14 protein-coding genes are annotated in these 19,272 nt (G+C 52.9%); 6 read left to right on the forward strand and 8 right to left on the reverse strand.

The genetic code is table 11. The features are described from left to right. Positions 1-2: 2 nt before the first annotated feature. Positions 3-1,088, forward strand: coding sequence for a hypothetical protein (locus tag AAC086_RS11380; RefSeq protein ID WP_339778787.1), 1,086 nt, complete (start codon positions 3-5; stop codon positions 1,086-1,088). Positions 1,089-1,391: 303 nt separating this feature from the next. Here AAC086_RS11380 and adhP read toward each other — a convergent pair whose 3' ends face one another. Beyond that, entirely contained in the window at positions 1,392-2,414 is a 1,023-nt protein-coding gene (gene adhP / locus AAC086_RS11385) for an alcohol dehydrogenase AdhP (RefSeq protein WP_339778788.1), read from the reverse strand. A gap of 133 nt (positions 2,415-2,547) precedes the next feature. Beyond that, complete coding sequence (locus tag AAC086_RS11390) at positions 2,548-3,507, reverse strand: LysR family transcriptional regulator (protein WP_339778789.1); 960 nt, start codon at positions 3,505-3,507, stop codon at positions 2,548-2,550. A gap of 152 nt (positions 3,508-3,659) precedes the next feature. On the opposite strand from AAC086_RS11390, the gene AAC086_RS11395 reads away from it, so the two are divergent. Continuing rightward, positions 3,660-4,613: a DMT family transporter gene (locus AAC086_RS11395; RefSeq protein WP_339778790.1), complete on the forward strand. Its 954-nt coding sequence runs from the start codon at positions 3,660-3,662 to the stop codon at positions 4,611-4,613. Positions 4,614-4,695: 82 nt separating this feature from the next. On the opposite strand, the gene AAC086_RS11400 is transcribed toward AAC086_RS11395, so the two are convergent. The 4 genes from AAC086_RS11400 to AAC086_RS11415 all read right to left on the reverse strand — a co-directional run bounded on the left by AAC086_RS11400 (position 4,696) and on the right by AAC086_RS11415 (position 10,271). Further along, the gene (locus AAC086_RS11400; RefSeq protein WP_339778791.1) at positions 4,696-5,529 is read right to left on the reverse strand and encodes a ferritin-like domain-containing protein; all 834 of its coding nucleotides are present in this window, start codon (positions 5,527-5,529) and stop codon (positions 4,696-4,698) included. Between the two features lie 131 nt (positions 5,530-5,660). Then, on the reverse strand, positions 5,661-6,434 hold the full coding sequence (locus tag AAC086_RS11405) for a hypothetical protein (protein WP_339778792.1): 774 nt from the start codon (positions 6,432-6,434) through the stop codon (positions 5,661-5,663). Between the two features lie 322 nt (positions 6,435-6,756). Continuing rightward, positions 6,757-7,221: a thioredoxin-dependent thiol peroxidase gene (bcp, locus tag AAC086_RS11410; RefSeq protein ID WP_339778793.1), complete on the reverse strand. Its 465-nt coding sequence runs from the start codon at positions 7,219-7,221 to the stop codon at positions 6,757-6,759. Positions 7,222-7,289: 68 nt separating this feature from the next. Beyond that, a complete protein-coding gene (locus tag AAC086_RS11415; protein WP_339778794.1) occupies positions 7,290-10,271 on the reverse strand; it encodes a bifunctional [glutamine synthetase] adenylyltransferase/[glutamine synthetase]-adenylyl-L-tyrosine phosphorylase in 2,982 nt (993 codons plus the stop codon). A gap of 285 nt (positions 10,272-10,556) precedes the next feature. Between AAC086_RS11415 and AAC086_RS11420 the strand changes: the two genes are divergently transcribed. Continuing rightward, positions 10,557-14,192 (forward strand): AsmA-like C-terminal domain-containing protein, encoded by a 3,636-nt coding sequence (locus AAC086_RS11420; protein ID WP_339778795.1) that lies wholly within the window; start codon positions 10,557-10,559, stop codon positions 14,190-14,192. 128 nt (positions 14,193-14,320) lie between these two features. Here AAC086_RS11420 and tyrS read toward each other — a convergent pair whose 3' ends face one another. Next, a complete protein-coding gene (gene tyrS, locus AAC086_RS11425; protein WP_339778796.1) occupies positions 14,321-15,574 on the reverse strand; it encodes a tyrosine--tRNA ligase in 1,254 nt (417 codons plus the stop codon). A 277-nt stretch (positions 15,575-15,851) separates the two neighbouring features. Here tyrS and AAC086_RS11430 point away from each other — a divergent pair, with 277 nt between their 5' ends. Then, a complete protein-coding gene (locus AAC086_RS11430) occupies positions 15,852-16,967 on the forward strand; it encodes an anhydro-N-acetylmuramic acid kinase (protein ID WP_339778797.1) in 1,116 nt (371 codons plus the stop codon). Between the two features lie 67 nt (positions 16,968-17,034). On the opposite strand, the gene AAC086_RS11435 is transcribed toward AAC086_RS11430, so the two are convergent. Next, complete coding sequence (locus AAC086_RS11435; protein ID WP_339778798.1) at positions 17,035-17,673, reverse strand: alpha/beta hydrolase; 639 nt, start codon at positions 17,671-17,673, stop codon at positions 17,035-17,037. Positions 17,674-17,917: 244 nt separating this feature from the next. Here AAC086_RS11435 and cysE point away from each other — a divergent pair, with 244 nt between their 5' ends. Further along, a complete protein-coding gene (cysE, locus tag AAC086_RS11440) occupies positions 17,918-18,649 on the forward strand; it encodes a serine O-acetyltransferase (RefSeq protein ID WP_339778799.1) in 732 nt (243 codons plus the stop codon). A 95-nt stretch (positions 18,650-18,744) separates the two neighbouring features. Continuing rightward, complete coding sequence (locus tag AAC086_RS11445) at positions 18,745-19,224, forward strand: Rrf2 family transcriptional regulator (protein ID WP_339778800.1); 480 nt, start codon at positions 18,745-18,747, stop codon at positions 19,222-19,224. The last annotated feature ends 48 nt before the right edge of the window (positions 19,225-19,272 follow it).

Raw genomic sequence — 19,272 nt, forward strand, 5'->3', positions numbered from 1 at the left:
GAATGAGATATTATTTCCAATTGGATCAAAATTTTAATGAATGGGGTTTTAATTTGAAAAATATTTTGAGGAAAATTTATGAATTTAAATCGCAATCGAAAATTTTATTATTATTTAAATTTGTTTTTATATTTTCGATTGTAGTCGTGAATAGCGCGTGTGTGATGTTTGATAACGATCCGGTTTATGGCGACCCTTCGTTTTCGCCTGACGGGAAAACACTGGTATTCCGGGAGCGAAATGTGAGGGGGAAGAACGGCCTTGGTTTTCTGGATATTGAGACCAATGTTCATACCTTTATGGAAACCCCTGAAAACTCCAGACTTTCCTATCCATCATTTTCGCCTGATGGGAAGCACATTGTAGCGTCAAAATCTTACGGTCCCTATCAGTCACAGATTGTCGTTCTTGATGCCAATGGTCGGGAGGAGGTAGAGCTTACTGAAGGAAAAGGCAGTCGTACTACTCCCAGTTTCTCTCCAGATGGTAGTAAAATTCTATTTGTTTTTTCTCCATTACCCGAAACGGGATCGACAAAAAAAAATGTGGATCAGGATGTTTTCGAAATTGACTTGGTTTCACGGGATATCAGACAGTTAACTGATTTTCAATTTTACCATTTGTTGTATCCTCAATATTTTCCCGATGGAGAGAGGTTTATTTTTTCTGGCCAGGGTCCTCGCAAACCCATTGGTTATCGTGAATATGATCAAAAATTTGGTAGCAATTATATTTTTATAATGTCGCTGGAGCACCAAGAGCTAGTGCCAGTTGTGCAAGGGTATCCTTATTCAACGAAACCATCGATAAGCAGGAACGGGGATATTGTTTTTATAGCAGTGACTAACCGCATTGATAATGCTCGAGGCTCCTGGAATTATGATTTTTTTTCCCTGTCTGGCGGTCAGGAAATAAGACTGACCGATTTAAAATCTTCAATATTGACTTATTCTATTTCGCCAGATGGGAAAAAAATTGTCTTTTTGGCGAATGATCATCCGAAACGCCGAGGGAATTATGAAATGTTTATCATGAATTCTGACGGAACGGGTTTACGTAGTCTTGGGCTCTCAGGGCGATTGAATTAAGATGATGATGAAAAATATCATTGAGATGGCTTCTGCCGTTGTATGAAAATCTTCCCTGAGTGACATTATCGGGTTTTACAAGCGATAAGATCTGGATGACGCCGGGTAGGTTTAATGATGCTCAGATTTATTCAATTCTGCAGTCAGCAAGAGATTGCGTTATTGTGTTAGTTCTATGCCGGGGAAGAGCTAATGGGAGAAGCTGAATTTTGCAGGGCATGAGTGGTTTTGAAGTCGAAAATGCCGCACCGGGGGTGAAACCGGCACGGCATTAATGGGTGTGGATGGCGAAGCTGCGACAGGTCAGATCGTCATAACGATGCGACCGTCGATTTTGCCGCCACGCATGCGGTCGAAAATGGAATTGATGTTTTCAATCGGTTCGGTGGTGAAGTGCGAATGCACTTTGCCGTCACCGGCAAATTCCAGGGCTTCTTGCAAATCGGCACGGGTGCCGACGATGGAGCCGCGAATGGTTTTGCGTGACAGGACGGTATCAAAAATATCGAGTTCGAACGTTCCCGGTGGCAGGCCGCAGAGCGCCATGGTGCCGTGACGGCCCAGCATGCCAACGCCCTGTTTAAAGGCACTGTTAGATACCGCCGTTATCAGCACACCATTGGCACCGCCCATCTGTTTTTGCACTTCGGCAACCACATCGGTTTCGGCGGCGTTCAGCGTCCAGTCCGCACCGAGGTCTTTGGCGAGTTGCAGTTTTTCGTTGGTGATGTCAACAGCGATAACTTTCATGCCCATGGCCTTGGCATATTGCACGGCCATGTGGCCCAAGCCACCGATGCCGGAAATGACAACTGTTTCACCGGGTTTGCATTCGGTTTCTTTCAGGCCTTTGTAAACCGTGACACCGGCACATAGAACCGGGGCCGCATTGCCAAATTCAAGCGTATCGGGTAAGTGGCCGACATAGTTGGGATCGGCCAGAACATATTCGGCAAAGCCGCCATTGATGGAATAGCCGGTATTGATTTGCTCGCCGCACAGGGTTTCCCAGCCGGTGATGCAGTGATGGCAATGCCCGCAGGCCGAATACAGCCACGGCACGCCGACACGGTCGCCAACCTTGACCGATTTAACACCTGCGCCAATTTCGGCAACAACACCAACGCCTTCATGACCAGGAATGAAGGGCGGGTTTGGTTTGACCGGCCAGTCGCCTTCAACGGCATGCAAATCGGTGTGGCAAACGCCCGATGCTTCGATTTTAACCAGAATGGTGCCGGGGGTCACTTTGGGAATGGTGACGTCTTCGATTGACAGGGGTTTGCCAAATTCGCGCGCGACGGCGGCTTTCATTGTGGCAGGCATGTTCGTCCCTCCTGATATGTTTATGGCTGGCGATAACCGGGGTTATCACAGGGCAACATGATAGCAGTTCATCCCGGTGTGGCCTTGCGTTACATCAAATGCTTCTAATTTATCTCGTAGCGCCAGCGCTGCGTTAAGCAGCATGGGCAATGGCAAAGTCGCTATTGCGCATAAGCTGGTTTACAAACTGGCTAAAAAGCGGATTTTTCTGCTCGTAGGTCAGGGTCAGGTCGATGTCGGGCAAGGGGGGCAAAATGTCGGGCTGGTTTAAAATAACGTGGTCCTCGCTCTTGGCATCGTGCGGCAGGATGCCAATACCCAGCCCGGCAGAAATCGCCTGGCGGATATTGTGATAAGACGCGCTGCGATAGGCGTTAAAATAACCTTTGCCAGCTTGTTCAATCGCGGCAATTGCGGCAGCGCGATAGGCACAGCCATCGGGAAAAGTGACGAGGGCAATGTCGCCATCGAGATCGGGCGATATGGTTTTTGATGCGATCCAGCCAAGCGGTTGGCGATGCAAAACCGTGTTCGTTGCAAGATTTGGTGTGGGGCGATCCGGGGTTTCCGGGGCGATGGCAGAAGCCATATTTTTATAAATGATGATGTCGATATTGCCTTGCCGGTATTGCTCGCACACGTGCGATGAGAGCGCAGATGTAACCTCGACCCGCAAAAACGGGTTGATTTCCATACAGCGTCGCACCGCGTTGGCGATGTTGCCAAGCGGAAAATCATCGGGCACGCCCAACCGCACGCGACCTTGTAATTCGGGCTGGCGAAAGCTGTCGATGGCGGCAGACAGGCGCGATAAAATTTCTTCCGCCATGGGTAAAAGCCGCCTGCCATCCCTGGTTAAATCGGCGACCTGGCCGCGTCGCCGGTTAATCAGGCGGCAGCACAGGATTTCTTCCAGTTTTTGCAGGCTTTGGGTAATGGCAGACTGGCTGCGCATTAAGGCATTGCTGGCAAGCTGAAAATCCAGCATTTCGGCAACAGCGACAAAGGTGCGTAATTGCTCCAGCGTGATCCGCCGGTCATCAAGGCGCAGGGCCGGGGATGGCAGGGAATGGTTGACGTTGCGAGATATCATGGCGGGTTACCGTGGCTGATGTGTGAGGGGCAAAGGCATATATTCATCAAATCACTATAACTGATTTGATCGTCTTTTTAATTAATTTTCCAATTGAAGCAGCGGCGGGCAAACTTCGGGCAATGTTTTTCAATGAACAAAGGAACTGTCTGATGGGACGTATCGTTGGGTTGTTTGCGGGCTTTAGCCTGGTGTGGTCATCGGCCTTTGTCGTTGGCAAGGGCGCGATTGCCGATCTTGATCCGATTGTGTTGCTTGCCATTCGTTTTTTGGTGGGCGCGGCTTGTTTGCTGCCGTTTGTGCTGCGCGGCAGATGGCATTTTTTGCAAAGGCCGGTCATGCGTTTTGGCGCCATTGCCGGTGTCTTGAATAATGCGCTGTATTTGGGGTTGAGTTTTTTGGCATTGCAAACAGTGCCCGCGCCGGTGCTGATCGTTATCATTAGTTGTGCGCCGCTATTAACCAGCGTGGTTGCTGTTTTAATCGGGCAGGAAACTTTGAATGCACAAAGGCTGACTGGTTTTGTCATTTGTATTGTGGGTGTGGCTGGTGTTGCTGTGTGGCAGCCTGGAACGGGGATAACGATGGCACGTGCTGGTACAACCTGCATGGACATGCTGACGGGCTATGCCATGGCCTTTGGCGGCACGGTAGCCTTTGCCTTTGGCACGGTTTATTTGCGGGCACGATCGGTTGCGGCATCGCCGGTGGATGTCAATTTTTGGCAATCGCTGGTGGGCGGGCTGGTTTTGGTGCCGTTGGCGTTGTTTCGGGCCCCCGAACTGGTGCAATGGCAGGCGGCACTGCATTTGCAAACCTTGATGGCGATTTTGTATCTGGCGGTCGTGATTACATTAGGTGCGATGTTTATGTGGCTGTATCTGATCAAACGGTTCGGGGCCAGCAAGGCCGCCGCCGCCCATTTGATTAACCCGTTATCGGGGTTGATATTGTCTGCCGTTATTTTAGGAAGCGATATTGGTGTTGTTCAGATTGGCGGGGCGGTGTTGATCGGGCTGGGGCTTTATATTGCCGTGTTTCGCGGGTCGTCTCGTACCCTGCCGGTTCCCGGTAAAGTCGCTGGTCCGTGTAAGGTTTCGTCTTGAGATGTCGGGATAACAGGTCAGTCGGGTATGGCACAGGGGCATTACTGCCGGGGGACGTTGCCCGGCAGTAATGTTTGTGAGTTTAGGCCGTGCCTTCGGCGTCATCCCCTTCGCCGGGCAATTCCAGAACATAATCCTGGTAATAATCTGGCGGCATACCGGCGTCATAGCGGGCTTCGTCATTAAACGGCGGCTTAAGCGGGCCGCGTAAATGTTTGCGCAACAGGGCGTGCCAGGTGGTGTAATAGGGCAGGCCGCGCTTGTCGCACATCATTTCATAATATTTGCGCCCCGCACTGACATGGGCGACCTCTTCGGCGGCGATCAGCTTTAAAATTTCGGCACTTTCGGGGTCGCCATTGGCGATCAGGCGGGCGACGGTTGGCGGTGTGGCATCCAGCCCGCGGGCTTCAAACACCATCGGCACCACGGCAAGGCGGGCGAGAAGGTCATAGGCGGTTTCCATGCTGCTTTGCCACAGGCCATCATGGGCGGGCAAATCGCCATAGGCCGCCCCCAATTCGCCGAGCCGTTTGGTCAGCATCAGAAAATGTTTGGCTTCGTCGGCGGCAACCTGAACCCAGGCATCATGAAAATCGCGCGGCATGTTTTCGTCGGGGAAACGCACGGCAATATCCCATGCCAGGTCAATGGCATTAAGTTCGATATGGGCCAGTGCGTGCAATAAACCAATGCGCCCCTTTATCCCGCCCTTGCTGCGTTTGGGCATTTTGTTGGGCGGTAAGGTTTCGGGTTTGGCCGGGCGCGCCGGTCGGTCGGGCAGGTCTTCCCGGCCAACCTCGGTAATGATACCTTTGCGCCATTGTCGCGCCTGGTCGATGCTTAGATGGGCCTTTTGCGTGGGGTCCACGGTTAAAAGGGCTTGTTTGGCGGCGGATGCAAGGGTTTGGGACATGGTTTCCATAGCAGGTGGCGGCGAAGATGATAATGAAAAACGGACCTGTGCTGTGTCGCATGGTCCGTTTTTGTCGTCAAATGGCGTTTGGATACCCGCGCGGTTTGATCACCGCCGCGGGCGGCATCCGATCAGGTGATATTAAAGCGTGCCAGGGCTTCGGCCAGGTCGTCGCCAAAGGGCGCACCTTTGCGGATGATGGCGGTGCGAAATGGCAAATCACGCAAGGAGGCATGATTAAGGGCATCGGAGGTTAAAACAGCCGTTGGAATGTCGCGGGTTTTGGGCATGGCTTGCAAGGCGCTGACCAGATCAACACCGTCGAGATCATCAATTGTTTTGGCAACAATGATAAAATCGGGCCGGGTGCGAACGGCAAGTTCCAATGCCTCGAACGAAGACTGGGTGGCCGAACTGCGATAGCCACAGGCGGCCAGTTCGCGTTCCACAATCGCTGCCATCGAGCGTTGCGGAATCACCAGAAGCGCTTCGACATTGGTTTTGCTCAGCCAGGCCGGGTCAATATCGGGGGCGCGTTTGGAGGGCAGTTCGCGGACAAATTCTGCGGAATCGGTGCTGGTGCCGGAAATATCGCCACTTAAAATGCCTTCGATCTTGTCGACGAAAGACTGAATGTCGGCGATGGAATCATCGGTTAATTCGCGGCAACTGGTGACATAATCGGCAAGGCGGTGGCTGGTCAGGTTGATCAGCGGGGCGTTTACCGATTTGCCCTTGTATCGCAAGTTAAAAACTTCGCGCTGAATTGCCGTAAGAATGCTATCGCGGTTGGCTTGCGAATGGGCATTTTGCAAATGCACGTCAAGACTGCTGATGATATCGCGGGCTTCATCCTTGAAATCGGCTAACATTTGATCGTCAAGATCAACGACATTCTTGCTCATTAACGGGTCCCGCCATGCATACGTTCAAATTGTCTGTCCCGACCGCCACATGACGGTCGTATAAACTCCCAATTCATGAATATCATATTATTAACCCGCACTTGCAAGATGCATGCGCCATGCGATGCAAACTTTCTGAATTTGTTCAATGAATTGAAATTAAACAATAATAATGGAAATATGCAGCAAAATAGAAAATTATTCTTTGGCAGGTAAGGCCATCAGGCCGCCAACCGGCAGCAAAACGGGTAAGTTAAAATGGAACTGGCCGCAAATATCAGGGTTGCGGCCAGTCGTGTAACGTCATGCTACGAAAGGTGCCTCAAAGGGCTTTGATTGCGGCCAAAACCGCGTCGACATGGCCTTTGACCTTCACTTTTTCCCAGATATTACGAATGACACCTTCGCCATCAATCAGCACTGTGGTGCGTTCGATCCCCATGTATTTTTTGCCATACATGCTTTTTTCTTTCCACACACCGTATTTTTCGCAGGTATCGCTTTCTTCATCCGAGGCCAGGGTGAAGTTCAAATCATGCTTGGCCTTGAATTTGTCGTGGCGAGCGGCACTGTCTTTTGAAATGCCGATGATTTTGGCATTCAGCGCCGCAAAATCGGGGTTCTGGTCGCGAAAGTCACATGATTCGGTGGTGCAGCCCGGCGTCATATCTTTGGGATAGAAATAAATCACCACCGGCTTACCGCGCAAATCGGACAATTTTACATGGCCGCCGCCATCGGTCGGCAGGTCAAAATCAGGGGCTTTATCTCCAACTGCAATGCTCATGGGTGTGATCCTTGTTTTTGAGGCGTTGTCATTTCCGGGATATTATAGGGTCGTTGGGGGAAAACGGTTCAGTCTGGCGGGGCAACCGGGCCCAGTTTTTCGGCCGGTTCGGTGATCAGGCGGTCATAGACCTGTTTTACCTCGTGTGCGGTGTCGGTCAGTTTTTGTTCCAGTTTGGCAAAATCTTCGCATTGGCCGGCGCTGGCCAACATGCGACGTAAATCGGTGCTGGCATTGTCGGGGTTAAACCGGCCCTCGGTGGTCAGGCGGATCATGGCCTGTAATGCCAACCAGAACGACGCGGCATTTGCCAGCCATGCCGCTTCGTTGGCAGGTAAAATGCCCGCCCTGCCCAGGCGTTTAAGAACTTTGCGCGTGGTCGAGGATAAAATTTCGGGGTGATCATGGGCGTGGTTTAACTGCAAATATTGCGCAATAAATTCCAGATCAACCAGTCCGCCCCGGCGCAATTTTATATCCCACGCCTGATCGGTGCCTTTGCTGGCCGCCATGCGGTTGCGCATATCATAAACATCGCGCACCAGTTTATGAGGATCGCGCTGTTTGCATAAAACCTTGCGTGTGCAGTCCATAACCTTTTGTTGAAGTTTTTCCGGGCCATAAACCGGGCGCAGGCGGGTTAATGCCATATGTTCCCATGTCCATGCTTCGTTGTTCTGATAGGCATCGAAACTGTTGAAATGGCAGGCGAGTGGCCCTTTGCTGCCGCTGGGGCGCAGGCGCAAATCGGTTTCAAACAGCACTCCTTCGGCTGTGGGGGCCGACAATGCGTTAATATAGCGTTGGCTAAGGCGGATAAAATAATGACCCGGCGACAGGGGTTTTTCGCCATCGGATTCATCGCATCCCTCGGGCACGTCATAGACAAAAACCATATCGAGGTCGGAACCGGGCGACAGTTCCTGCCCGCCATGTTTGCCAAGGGCAAATACCGCCAGCCCGCCTTCATCAAACCCGCCATGTTTTTGGGCGAAATCACTGGCGATGCGCGGAAATAATCCGCGAATGGAAACGTCGGCGACGTCGGCCAGCGCCCGCCCGGCCTGATGGGGCGTGTGGCGGTTATGGATGGTTTGCACATCGATGCGGAATTTCTGATCGTTGGCCCATTGCCGCGCAATATCAAGCCATTGTTCCACCATTTCCGCGCCGGGCTGGGACAGTTGTTCGTTAAGCTGCACCAGCATGGTTTTCGCGTTGGGCAATTCATCATCAAAGCCCGACATCAGAACATAATCCAGTACGCTGGCATTGCGCCCCAGATATTTGGCCATGCGGGGGGCTGTCCCGGCGATTTGGGCCAGCAGGCGTAACAGTTCCGGGTTGGCGGTTAGCAGCGAGAATAACTGCACCCCGGCAGGCAGACCCTTTAAAAACTCGTCAAAGGCGCGAAAGGCCATATCGGGATTGGTGGTTTCCGACAATGATTTTAACAGGGTTGGCATCAGTTCGGTTAAAATCTCGCGTGCCCGGCGCGACCGTGTGGCGCGATAGCGCCCGTGATGCCAGCCACGAACAGTTGTGGAAATCATGCTGGCATTTTCAAAGCCCATCTGGTGCAATTGTTTGATGGTTTCGGGGTCGTCTTCGGTGCCGGTGAAAACCAGGCTGCCCTCGCTGCCGCCCAGCGGGGAATCTTCTTCAAACAATTCGGCATAATGTGATTCGACCCGGCGCAAATAGCCCATCAGGTCTGTTTTGAAGGCGTCGCTGGTGTCGTATCCCAGAAAACATGCCAGTGCAGAAAGGCCTTCCTCGGTTTCGGGCAGGGTTTGGGTTTGCTGGTCATGGGTCATTTGCAGGCGATGTTCGACAATGCGCAAAAATTCATAGGCTTCCAGCAGTTCATCGCGCACGGTTTCGGATATCTGTTTGAAGTCGCATAATTCGCGCAGGGCATCGCATGTGCTTTTGCACCGCAAGGACACTTCGCGCCCGCCCCAGATCAATTGCTGGGTCTGGGCGAAAAATTCAATCTCGCGAATGCCACCACGGCCAAGTTTAATGTTATGGCCCGGCACATTAACCTTGCTACCACCGCGCAGCGCATTAATTTGCCGTTTGATCGAATGAATGTCCTGGATTGCCAGAAAATCAAGATGTTTACGCCAGACAAACGGGCGCAGGATTTTTAAAAATGCCTGCCCGGCGGTGTAATCGCCCGCAACGATGCGGGCCTTGATCATGGCGGCCCGTTCCCAGTTTTGGCCTACGGTTTCGTAATAGGTTTCTGCTGCCAGTGCCGAGAGGATCGGCGGGGTTGATGCCGGGTCGGGGCGCAAGCGCAAATCGGTGCGAAAAACATAACCGTCGCCGGTGCGTTCTTCCATGATGCGGGTAACATCGCGCACCATGCGCACCAGAATTTGCTGCATCCTGTCCGGGTCAACCCAGCCGATTTTTTCGCCGTCATATAAAAAAATCAGATCGATATCGGATGAATAGTTAAGTTCGTTGGCACCGAGTTTGCCCATGCCAATGGCATAGATGCCACATTCGCGCAGGGGGTCATCGGGGTGGGGGATATCAAGATTGCGCTGGCGTGCCGTGGCCGACAGACAATGGGCCAGCGTGTAATTCAATGTGATTTCAGCAGTTTTGCTAATCGCCGCAGTCACCTGCACCAGATCCCAGCTTTTGCTGATATCTGCCAGGGCGATGACAAGGGCGGCCCGGCGCTTGGCGCGGCGCACGCGCATCATGGTATTTGCCTGATCGGTGCCGGCCGCACTGGCGGCGATTTTAACATCGTCCAGTGCCAGGTCAAACGCGTGATCCAGCCCATTGTCAAAGGCCTGTGCAATCATGTCGGGGTCGCGCAGGGCCAGGCTGGTCAAATAGGGGCTGTTGCCAAACAGGGCCGCCAGAACAGCACGGTGTGCGGGCTCCTCGGCCATTTGGGCAAACCGGTCGGCCATGTTTTCCCATATCGGTTTGCGCGCAAGATCAAGCCAGCGTTCAAAGCCGGTTTTGCACCGTTCAGCGTCAAAGGGCGCTGGCAGCGTCTGTTGGGTCCAGGCAAGGGTCACGATGGGCCTTCCTTTGGTTGTTTTGCACATTTCCGGCGCCATTTGCCCGGAACGGCATTCTGGCAGCATCTTTTTGATGTTAAATCACACTTTAGTCATAACCTCTCTTGGAGATGACAAAAAGGCCCTGTAAACAACAATCGGGATCAGATCAGTGTTAATTTAAGGCAAAATCACGGAAACCCTTTGCCTTGTTCTGCGTTAATGCTTTGATCAGAAAAACTGGATGTAAGCGGGTTTGGAGAAAACAGGTCATTGAGGCGCGTTAAAAAAGCTTCCCGGGTTATGGCATCCCTGTTCGCATTTTGCGTTCTGTTTGTCGGTGTGTTCTCCGGGGTATTGATATGGCGACTGTCACAGGGGCCGGTATCGTTAAACCGGTTTGCGCCCTATATTCTTGCAGAACTCAATAAAAGTTCCGGTGATCTGAAATTCGATGTCGAAGACATGGTGCTGGTGTGGCGCGGATGGGAAGAAAAATTCGACGTCCGTATGCGCCAGATTTCCGTGCGCCAGGCCAATGGTCGCGAAATGCTGCGGATGCCTGCTGCCGATGTTGTTTTTTCCAGTCGTGCCCTTTTTGACGGCGTTTTGGCCCTGCGCGAGATAGACCTGATTGCACCGCGTATGCGACTGGTGCGCCATAGCGATGGCCGTTTTGATGTCGGTTTGTCGGGCGATCTGGCGAATGTTCTGCCAGGTGCCGATGAGGCAAAAAACACCGGTGTGCCAGATGCCAGCGGCACAATTTTGCCCGGTGCCGATGGTTCGCCTATGCCGGGTGCCGATGGCACAACTATGCCAGGTGCCGATGGCGCGGCAACGGGCACCGTCGGCCATATAGCACCAGATGCTGTGATATCGCCAAGTGATGGCGATGCTGCCGGAACCAGCGGCCAAGCCGGTGACATGACCGAGCAGGAACTGGTGTCGGGCAGTGTTATTATGCGCAGGGTTGTGGCGATTTTGTCGGGCGAAGCAGAGGATTTTCCCGCTGCGGCCTATTTTGAGAGTTTTGGTATCTACAAGGCCGACCTGAAGGTTGAAGACCGGCTTTTGGGCGTGGTGTGGTCTGCGCCAGATGCCGATATTCGTTTGTCGCGCAGCCCGGCGGGCATTGATGCCGATATGAAAATGTCGGTCACCGCCGGGGAAATGACCACGGATGTTTCGGCAACGGCCAGCTATTCCACCCGGGATCAGCGCATTGACCTGAAAACACATATCAGCAAGGTGATCCCGGCGTCGCTTTCAACGATATCGTCGGAATTTATTGGTCTGGACCGGTTTGATTTACCGGTGTCGGGGGATTTTGATGTCATTCTGGGCGCGAATGGCAGCGTGCAAAATGTTGTTGCCCGCCTTGAAGCGGGTGCAGGAAGGGTGCAATTGCCCACCCCGCTTAATTCGGTTTACGATATTGATGGTGGCAAGGCGACCCTGATCTATGTGCCCGGTAAATTGTCCTTTAACGATGTTAAGGTGCAAACTGGCAAAATCGGGCTTGAGATGAATTCAGAAATTGATCATCCGCTGGGCAATTGGGCGGTGCAGCTTAATGCCGCAGTAACAAATGTTGCGACCGATGATTTACCCAACCTTTGGCCTGAAACACTGGGGGATAACCCGCGCGAATGGGTGATTAAAAACCTGTCGGGCGGTGGGGTTCAGCGCGCGCAGATTGACCTTGCCATGCATCGCGGCCCCGATGGCAATGCAGCGATTGATCATGTCAACGGCGATATGACCATGTCTGGTATCGATGTGCAGTATTTGCCCGGTATGCCCAAGGTGACACAGGCCGCAGGGCGGGCCGAATTTGATGCCAACAGTTTCAGCATTTTTGTCGATAGTGGTGCGGCAAATGGTATCAATGTTGACAGCGCAAAACTGGTTTTTTCCAGTCTTGATACCGACAATGAATGGGCAAATATTGATTTTGTTGTTCATGGCGGTGTGCGCGATGCCATGAACCTGATCGATCATGAACCTTTGGGATTTGCCAAAAAACTGGGGATTGATCCCAAACAGCTTTCCGGCAGCCAGTCAACCCGGGTCAAATTGTCGTTTCCGTTGCTGTCGGATCTGAGCTTTGACGATGTTGAGGTTGCCGCCGCGTCGCGGATAGACAAGGCCACTGTGACCAAGGTGTTTCGCGATCTTGATATTGCGGATGGCAATTTTGAATTGCAGGTCAACACCAAGGGACTGGAACTTAAAGGTGATGCCAAGCTGGGGCAGGGCCAGAACACCATCGACTGGGTTGAAAGTTTCGACGATAAAACGCCGCTCACCAGTCATTATCAACTGGGCGGCACGTTTGACCTGAGCGCTTTAAATAACATTGGCATTGATGTGTCATCGTTTCTGCACGGCACGGCGGATGGCAATGTTGAAATCAAGGTGATCCGTGCCGGGGATGTTGAGGTTTCAGGCAAGACTGACATTGCCAACAGTATCGTTGATATTGCCGAGGCAGACTATCACAAGGATGTGCAAACGCCCGGAAAGCTGGGATTTGACGTTGTGTTTAAGCCGGACGGCAGCGGTGTTGTACGTAATTTTGATCTGACAGCACCCGATGTTGGCATTTTGGCCAGCGGACGCTGGCGCGGGGATAACAAACTGGACGATAAAGTTCATTTTGACCTGGCGAATGGGCATTTCCGTCAAAATAGCGGGCTTTCGGGGACGTTGATTGTCAAAGACAATGGCGCCTTGCAGGTTGATCTGACTGGTGACCAGATTGATCTGCGCCGGTTTTTGACGGCAAATGGCAGGCCAAAGGACGCTGCCGCCTCTTCGCCAACGGGGCAAGCAGATGACACGGCCGTGGATAATGGTGCGGGCAATAGCGTCGGCCAGACGCTTGAATTTCCGACGATTAAAATCAATCTGGAAGCCAAACGGTTTTATGCCAAGGGTGATAATGCGGTTATTGAAAACGGCAAGATTACCTATAGCCGCCTGAAGGATGATTCTGAAATTGAAGTCGTTGCCGACAGGTTTGATGCCCGCCCGTGGCTTGTTGGGGCGTCATCAGATGGCAAAGGCGGAAGTGATGGCAAAAAGACCGACACGTCGGCCGAAACAGCCCCCAAGGGCCCCGAAAGCGGGGGGATTGGCGAACAGACATCTCGCCGGGGAGGGAAGAAAAAAATCTTTCTTGATGTCGGCGAACTGCTGGCCGCCCGTGACCAGGTGGTGACGGCGGTAAAGGGATCGATCCATGTTGAAGGAGACGAATGGCGTTCGATTGTTTTAAACGGCAAACTGAATGGTACTGCCGATGTCTTTGCCCAGGTTGAACCGGTTGCCGGTGGCAAGCGCAAGGTGCAGGTAACCACCGATGATGCGGGTCGTTTTCTGGCCGCGATCGATTTGTATGGCGACTTGCGCGAGGGTAAAATGAAAGTGCAAGGCCTTGTCGATGATCGTAAATATTCGCAGCCCTTTACCGGCACCGCGCATATCGACAATTTCCGTATTGTGAATGCACCGTTAGGCGCGCGGGTTTTGAATGCGGCATCCCTGTTGGGGCTGGTTGATTCATTGCAGGGTAAAGGCATTATCTTTGATGCGATGGATGGTGAATTTACCTATTCCAACGATGTGCTTTCGCTTACCAAGGTGGCGGCAAACGGTGCTGCAATCGGTGTGACGGCGAATGGCAGCATTGATTTGGCGACCGACGAAATCAGGATTGCCGGGTCGATTGTGCCGTTTTATGCGTTAAATTCGGTATTGGGTAAAATCCCGCTTATTGGGGATTTGCTGGTGGGTGAGGAAGGCGGCGGCGTGTTTGCCCCGACTTACACCGTGGAAGGTGCGGTTGAAAACCCCAACATTGTGGTTAATCCGCTATCGACCATTGTGCCAGGTGTGTTCCGCAACCTGATTACCGGGGCCAAACCGGGATAAACGGCGAAAACATGTGACGGATTACCCCCTGTTCCGGGTTGTTCCTGCGATTAAAGGAAATATGCTTTAAAAAAATGCCCTGACACTGGTGTGCCAGGGCGTTTTATTCATTCAGCAGGGCTACCAGATCAGACCGGGCGGATCAGAACATGGCGTTTTTTACCTGCTGAAAGTTTGATCACGCCAGTGTCGTCAATCGCCGCCGAGGTAATGACAAGATTTTCGTCATCGACCTTTTCGTCATTGATTTTGGCACCGCCACCTTTGACAAGGCGTCGCGCTTCGCCACCGGTTTTTGCCAGATCGGCACGGCGGAACAGGTCAAACGCCGGGATGCCGTCATCAAGCTCGGCTTTGGCGATTTCGACTGTCGGCAGGCTGTCGGTCAGAACACCTTCTTCAAACGTTTTGCGGGCAGTTTCGGCAGCCGCATGGGCGATATCTTCGCCCCGGCATAACTTCACGGCTTCAAATGCCAGTATCTTTTTGGCATCATTGATCGCCGCACCTTCAAGTTTGGCATATTCCGCAATCTGTTCCATCGGCAGTTCGGTGAACAGCTTCATGAATTTGATGACATCGGCGTCTTCGGTATTGCGCCAGAACTGGTAGTAATCATAGGCTGACAAGCGTTCTTCGTTCAGCCAGATTGCGCCCGACGCAGTTTTGCCCATTTTGCCACCCGAGGCGGTGGTGATCAGTGGCGTTGTCAGGCCAAACAAGGCGGCATCGTCAACGCGACGGCCCAGTTCAACACCGTTAACGATGTTGCCCCACTGGTCTGATCCGCCCATTTGCAAAACGCAGCCATATTTGCGGGCCAGTTCAACAAAGTCGTAAGCCTGCAAAATCATGTAGTTGAACTCAAGAAAGCTCAGCGACTGTTCGCGTTCAAGACGGATCTTGACGGAATCAAAGCTCAGCATGCGGTTGACCGAAAAATGACGGCCAAAATCGCGCAGGAAGCTGATGTAATTAATGCTGTCAAGCCAGTCGGCATTGTTGACCATGATGGCGTCGGTCGGACCATCGCCAAAAGTCAGGAATTTTTCAAAAATCTTGCGAATGCCGGCCATGTTGCCAGCAATGATGTCGTCTGTCAGAACCGGGCGGGCATCGTCGCGGCCGGTGGGATCGCCAATGCGGGTCGTGCCGCCGCCCATCAGGACAATGGGTTTATGGCCGCATTTTTGCAGCCAGCGCAGCATCATGATCGAAACCAGCGACCCGACATGCAGGCTGTCTGCGGTGCAATCATAACCCACATAGCACACCACCTTTTTTTCTGACGCATAGGCATCAAGGCCTTCGTTATCAGTGCATTGGTGGATGTAACCGCGTTCGTTCATGACGCGGAGAAAATCAGACTTCATTTCAGTCATTGTTTTTGCGCTATGTTATGTTGTGATTGTCAAATACGAAGCAGTTGGCGATGGTGCCAGCCTGCGGGCGATGATTTAGCACAAAATCGGCAAAAACAGCAACCATCGCGCATCGGCGCATTTTACAACGTGTTTTTACAGGGCGAGGCCCGCGGTTATTGGATGTTAAACAGTTTGCATGAACAATGCAGGCCCGCATCAGAAAGGCGGGGAAATTTCTGTTTCAGATTGGACTGCAAGCTGAAACATGGTGGGACATGCACGGCGGAGGCAACCGATGCAAAACAAGTGGTACCGGGCAATCGGCATGATGAGCGGAACATCGCTGGATGCTGTCGATGCCGCGATTGTTGAAACCGACGGGGTCGAAGTTCGGCGCACCGGGCATTTTGTTTCCGTTCCCTATGAACCGCAATTGCGCGATAGAATACGGGGCTTTTTTGGCAGCCGTGCTGCCACGAACAGCGAACATGTTGTCGCCGATGATCTGACAAAATGTCATGCGCAAGCCGTGGCGGCATTGCTGGCACAAGCCGGAATGGTTGCCGCAGATATTGACGTGATTGGCTTTCATGGGCAGACCGTTTTTCACGAACCGGCAAGCGGGATCACCCGCCAGATCGGAACGCCTTATATGCTGGCGGAACTTACAAATATTCCCGTTGTTGCCGATTTTCGCCTGGCCGATGTGGCGCAAGGGGGGCAGGGCGCGCCTTTGGCACCGGTTTATCATGCGGCCTTAATCAAAAGTGCGGGCATCGACGCGCCCGTGGCGGTGCTTAATATCGGTGGTGTGTCGAATGTAACCTGGATTGGCACGAACGAGGATCTTGTTGCCTTTGATTGCGGGCCGGGAAATGCCCGGATTGATGACTGGATGTTGCATCATACAGGCAACCCGTTTGATCAGGATGGGGCAACGGCGTTATCAGGCCAGGTTGATTCTTTCGTTGAAATGACATTTCTGCAAGATGCCTATTTTGATCGGGTCCCGCCCAAATCGCTGGATCGGGAGGACATGGCCGCAACGATTAATGGCCTGATCACGGATGCCGGGCTGACACTGGCGGATGGAGCGGCAACATTATCGCAATGTACCGTTTCGGCCATTGTGGCGGCGGTTAACCATTTGCCAGTCGCACCCTTGCAATGGTTCATATGCGGCGGGGGGCGTCATAACCGCTTTGTTATGAAAAAACTGGGCGAAAATCTCGGGGTTCCCGTTCGGTCCGTGGATGAACTGGACTGGGACGGGGATGCGGTAGAGGCCGAATGTTTCGGGTATCTTGCCGTGCGGCATTTGGAAAACCTGCCGCTGAGTTTTCCGGGCACCACCGGGGTCAGCGCACCGTGTTTGGGCGGGCGTTTGTATCGAACACAAAAGGCCGCCTGAACATGCCAGGCAGCCCTTTTGTGTGTCGCTGATTTACGAACGTTGCCGTAAATCGCACAGGCGCGATTTACGCGCCGCGCTTGTCAAGATAGGATGATGTCTGGCGAACCACTTCTTCTTGCTGTTTGGCAAAATAGTGGTCAGCACCTTCAACCATGCACATGCTGACTTCGATGCCTTTTTGCGAATTCAGCTTGTCACCCAGCTTGGTCACCGAACTTAACGGCACATTTTCATCACGAGTCCCGTGAATAATAATGCCTGAAGACGGGCAAGGGGCCAAAAAGGTGAAGTCATAATCGCTGGCGGGCGTGGCAATCGAGATAAATCCGTCGATTTCCGGGCGACGCATCAAAAGCTGCATGCCGATCCATGCACCAAACGAATACCCCGCCACCCAGGTAGAGCGCGAATTGGTATTGTAAGTTTGCATCCAGTCAAGGGCGGATGCTGCATCGGACAGTTCGCCAATGCCGTGATCATACACGCCTTGCGAGCGGCCAATGCCACGGAAATTAAATCGCATGACGGAATAACCGCGGTCTTTGAACATGTTAAACAGGTTGAAGCACAACTTGTTGTTCATGGTCCCGCCTTGTTGCGGGTGCGGATGTAGAATAAGCGCGATAGGCGAATTGTCGGCACCGTTATGATGATAACGCCCCTCAAGGCGCCCTTCGGGGCCGTTAAAAATGACCTCAGGCATGGATCAGACAGCTCCTGTCCGCGAATGTGTGTGCAGTAGGAAGAATATACCCGAGTAGATTTGTGTGCTTTTTTGTGCTGCTGTCATAAATTGCTTGGGGCAAATACTTGACCACGTTACTCGGTTATCCTATATTTCGGTCAACCGGACAGCCATAACGACGCTTGTTGCGCCTTGCGCGACGATACGCCGATACGGGCGGTTACCGGAAATCGAAGCTACTTATTACACAGGGGACTGCCCCATGTTCAAGATAATTCGCCAGGAAATAGATGCGATGATCGCCCGCGATCCCGCAGCACGGTCCCGTTTGGAGGTCGTGCTGAGTTACCCGGCGTTTCATGCGATCATGGGATATCGTGTCACCAACTGGCTGTGGAAGCGGGGTTTTCGGATTCTGTCGCGGTTTTTATCGCAAATTTTCCGTTGGCTGACCGGCATTGAAATTCACCCGGGTGCGACGATCGGAAAAAGATTTTTTATCGATCACGGCATGGGGGTTGTTATTGGCGAAACCGCCGAAATTGGCGATGACGTTACCTTGTATCAGGGCGTCACGCTGGGCGGGACCGCGCCAAGTGTTGATAGTGACGGTCAACGCGGCTTGAAACGGCACCCGACACTGGAAGACGGTGTGATCGTTGGTTCCGGTGCGCAAATTCTGGGGCCGTTTACCGTGCGCCGTAATGCCCGCATCGGCGGCAATGCCGTTGTTCTGGCCGAAGTCCCCGAAGGGGCGACGGTTGTGGGCATCCCGGCCAAGATCGTTCGCCGCGAAAAAGACGACCGGTTCTGTGCCTATGGCACCCCGGTTGGCGATTTGCCGGACCCGATCGCCCGCGCGCTTGAAGATCTGTCCCGTGACGTTCAGGGATTGCGCCAGCGGGTGGCGGAACTTGAAGGCGAACAACAAGGCGGTGGGCAGGCTCCTGCTGCTATGTCGGAAAAGCCGCGTATTGTGGCCGCTTCGGAATAAGCCGGGTCTGTTCGAACGCCGTTTGTTTGCGGCACATTGAAATCGAAAGCCTGCGCATTGTCTGATAATGCGATGCACAGGCAGGAGGACACATTGTGAAGTTAAGTACGAAAGGCCGCTATGCGGTGATGGCAATGGTAGATCTGGCCGATAGCGGCCGGGATCGACCGGTTGCCCTTGCCGACATTGCCGAGCGTCAGGAAATTTCGCTGTCCTATCTGGAGCAACTGTTTGGCAAATTGCGCAAAGGTGGACTTGTACGTTCGGTGCGCGGGCCAGGTGGCGGTTACATGCTGGCACGTTCTGCCCAGGAAACCCGCATTTCGGACGTGATCCTGGCCGTTGATGAACCCATTCGCGCAACGCGGTGCAAATCGGGTTCGCCCAAGGGCTGCAAGGCTGACCATGGCCGTTGCCTGACCCATGAATTGTGGGAAGAACTGGGCAACCAGATTTATCTTTATCTGTCCTCGGTCAGTTTGGCCGATGTGGTGGATCGTCGGATATCGGGCGTTGGCCGGATGTTTGACCGCCGAACAATTGATGTCCATGAGCCCCAGGTGGCGGCCCAATAATCTTGTCGCCCATGATTTGAACGAACCTTTAGCCCGAAGAAACCAGTA

Origin of the sequence: uncultured Thalassospira sp. (assembly GCF_963976115.1) — a bacterium.
Lineage (GTDB): Bacteria > Pseudomonadota > Alphaproteobacteria > Rhodospirillales > Thalassospiraceae > Thalassospira.

Excerpts from the sequence above, each read along its gene's own strand:
- AAC086_RS11380 (WP_339778787.1), top strand. The coding sequence starts at position 3 with ATGAGATATTATTTCCAATTGGATCAAAATTTTAATGAATGGGGTTTT.
- adhP (WP_339778788.1), bottom strand. The coding sequence starts at position 2,414 with ATGCCTGCCACAATGAAAGCCGCCGTCGCGCGCGAATTTGGCAAACCC.
- AAC086_RS11390 (WP_339778789.1), bottom strand. The coding sequence starts at position 3,507 with ATGATATCTCGCAACGTCAACCATTCCCTGCCATCCCCGGCCCTGCGC.
- AAC086_RS11395 (WP_339778790.1), top strand. The coding sequence starts at position 3,660 with ATGGGACGTATCGTTGGGTTGTTTGCGGGCTTTAGCCTGGTGTGGTCA.
- AAC086_RS11400 (WP_339778791.1), bottom strand. The coding sequence starts at position 5,529 with ATGTCCCAAACCCTTGCATCCGCCGCCAAACAAGCCCTTTTAACCGTG.
- AAC086_RS11405 (WP_339778792.1), bottom strand. The coding sequence starts at position 6,434 with ATGAGCAAGAATGTCGTTGATCTTGACGATCAAATGTTAGCCGATTTC.
- bcp (WP_339778793.1), bottom strand. The coding sequence starts at position 7,221 with ATGAGCATTGCAGTTGGAGATAAAGCCCCTGATTTTGACCTGCCGACC.
- AAC086_RS11420 (WP_339778795.1), top strand. The coding sequence starts at position 10,557 with ATGGCATCCCTGTTCGCATTTTGCGTTCTGTTTGTCGGTGTGTTCTCC.
- tyrS (WP_339778796.1), bottom strand. The coding sequence starts at position 15,574 with ATGACTGAAATGAAGTCTGATTTTCTCCGCGTCATGAACGAACGCGGT.
- AAC086_RS11430 (WP_339778797.1), top strand. The coding sequence starts at position 15,852 with ATGCAAAACAAGTGGTACCGGGCAATCGGCATGATGAGCGGAACATCG.
- AAC086_RS11435 (WP_339778798.1), bottom strand. The coding sequence starts at position 17,673 with ATGCCTGAGGTCATTTTTAACGGCCCCGAAGGGCGCCTTGAGGGGCGT.
- cysE (WP_339778799.1), top strand. The coding sequence starts at position 17,918 with ATGTTCAAGATAATTCGCCAGGAAATAGATGCGATGATCGCCCGCGAT.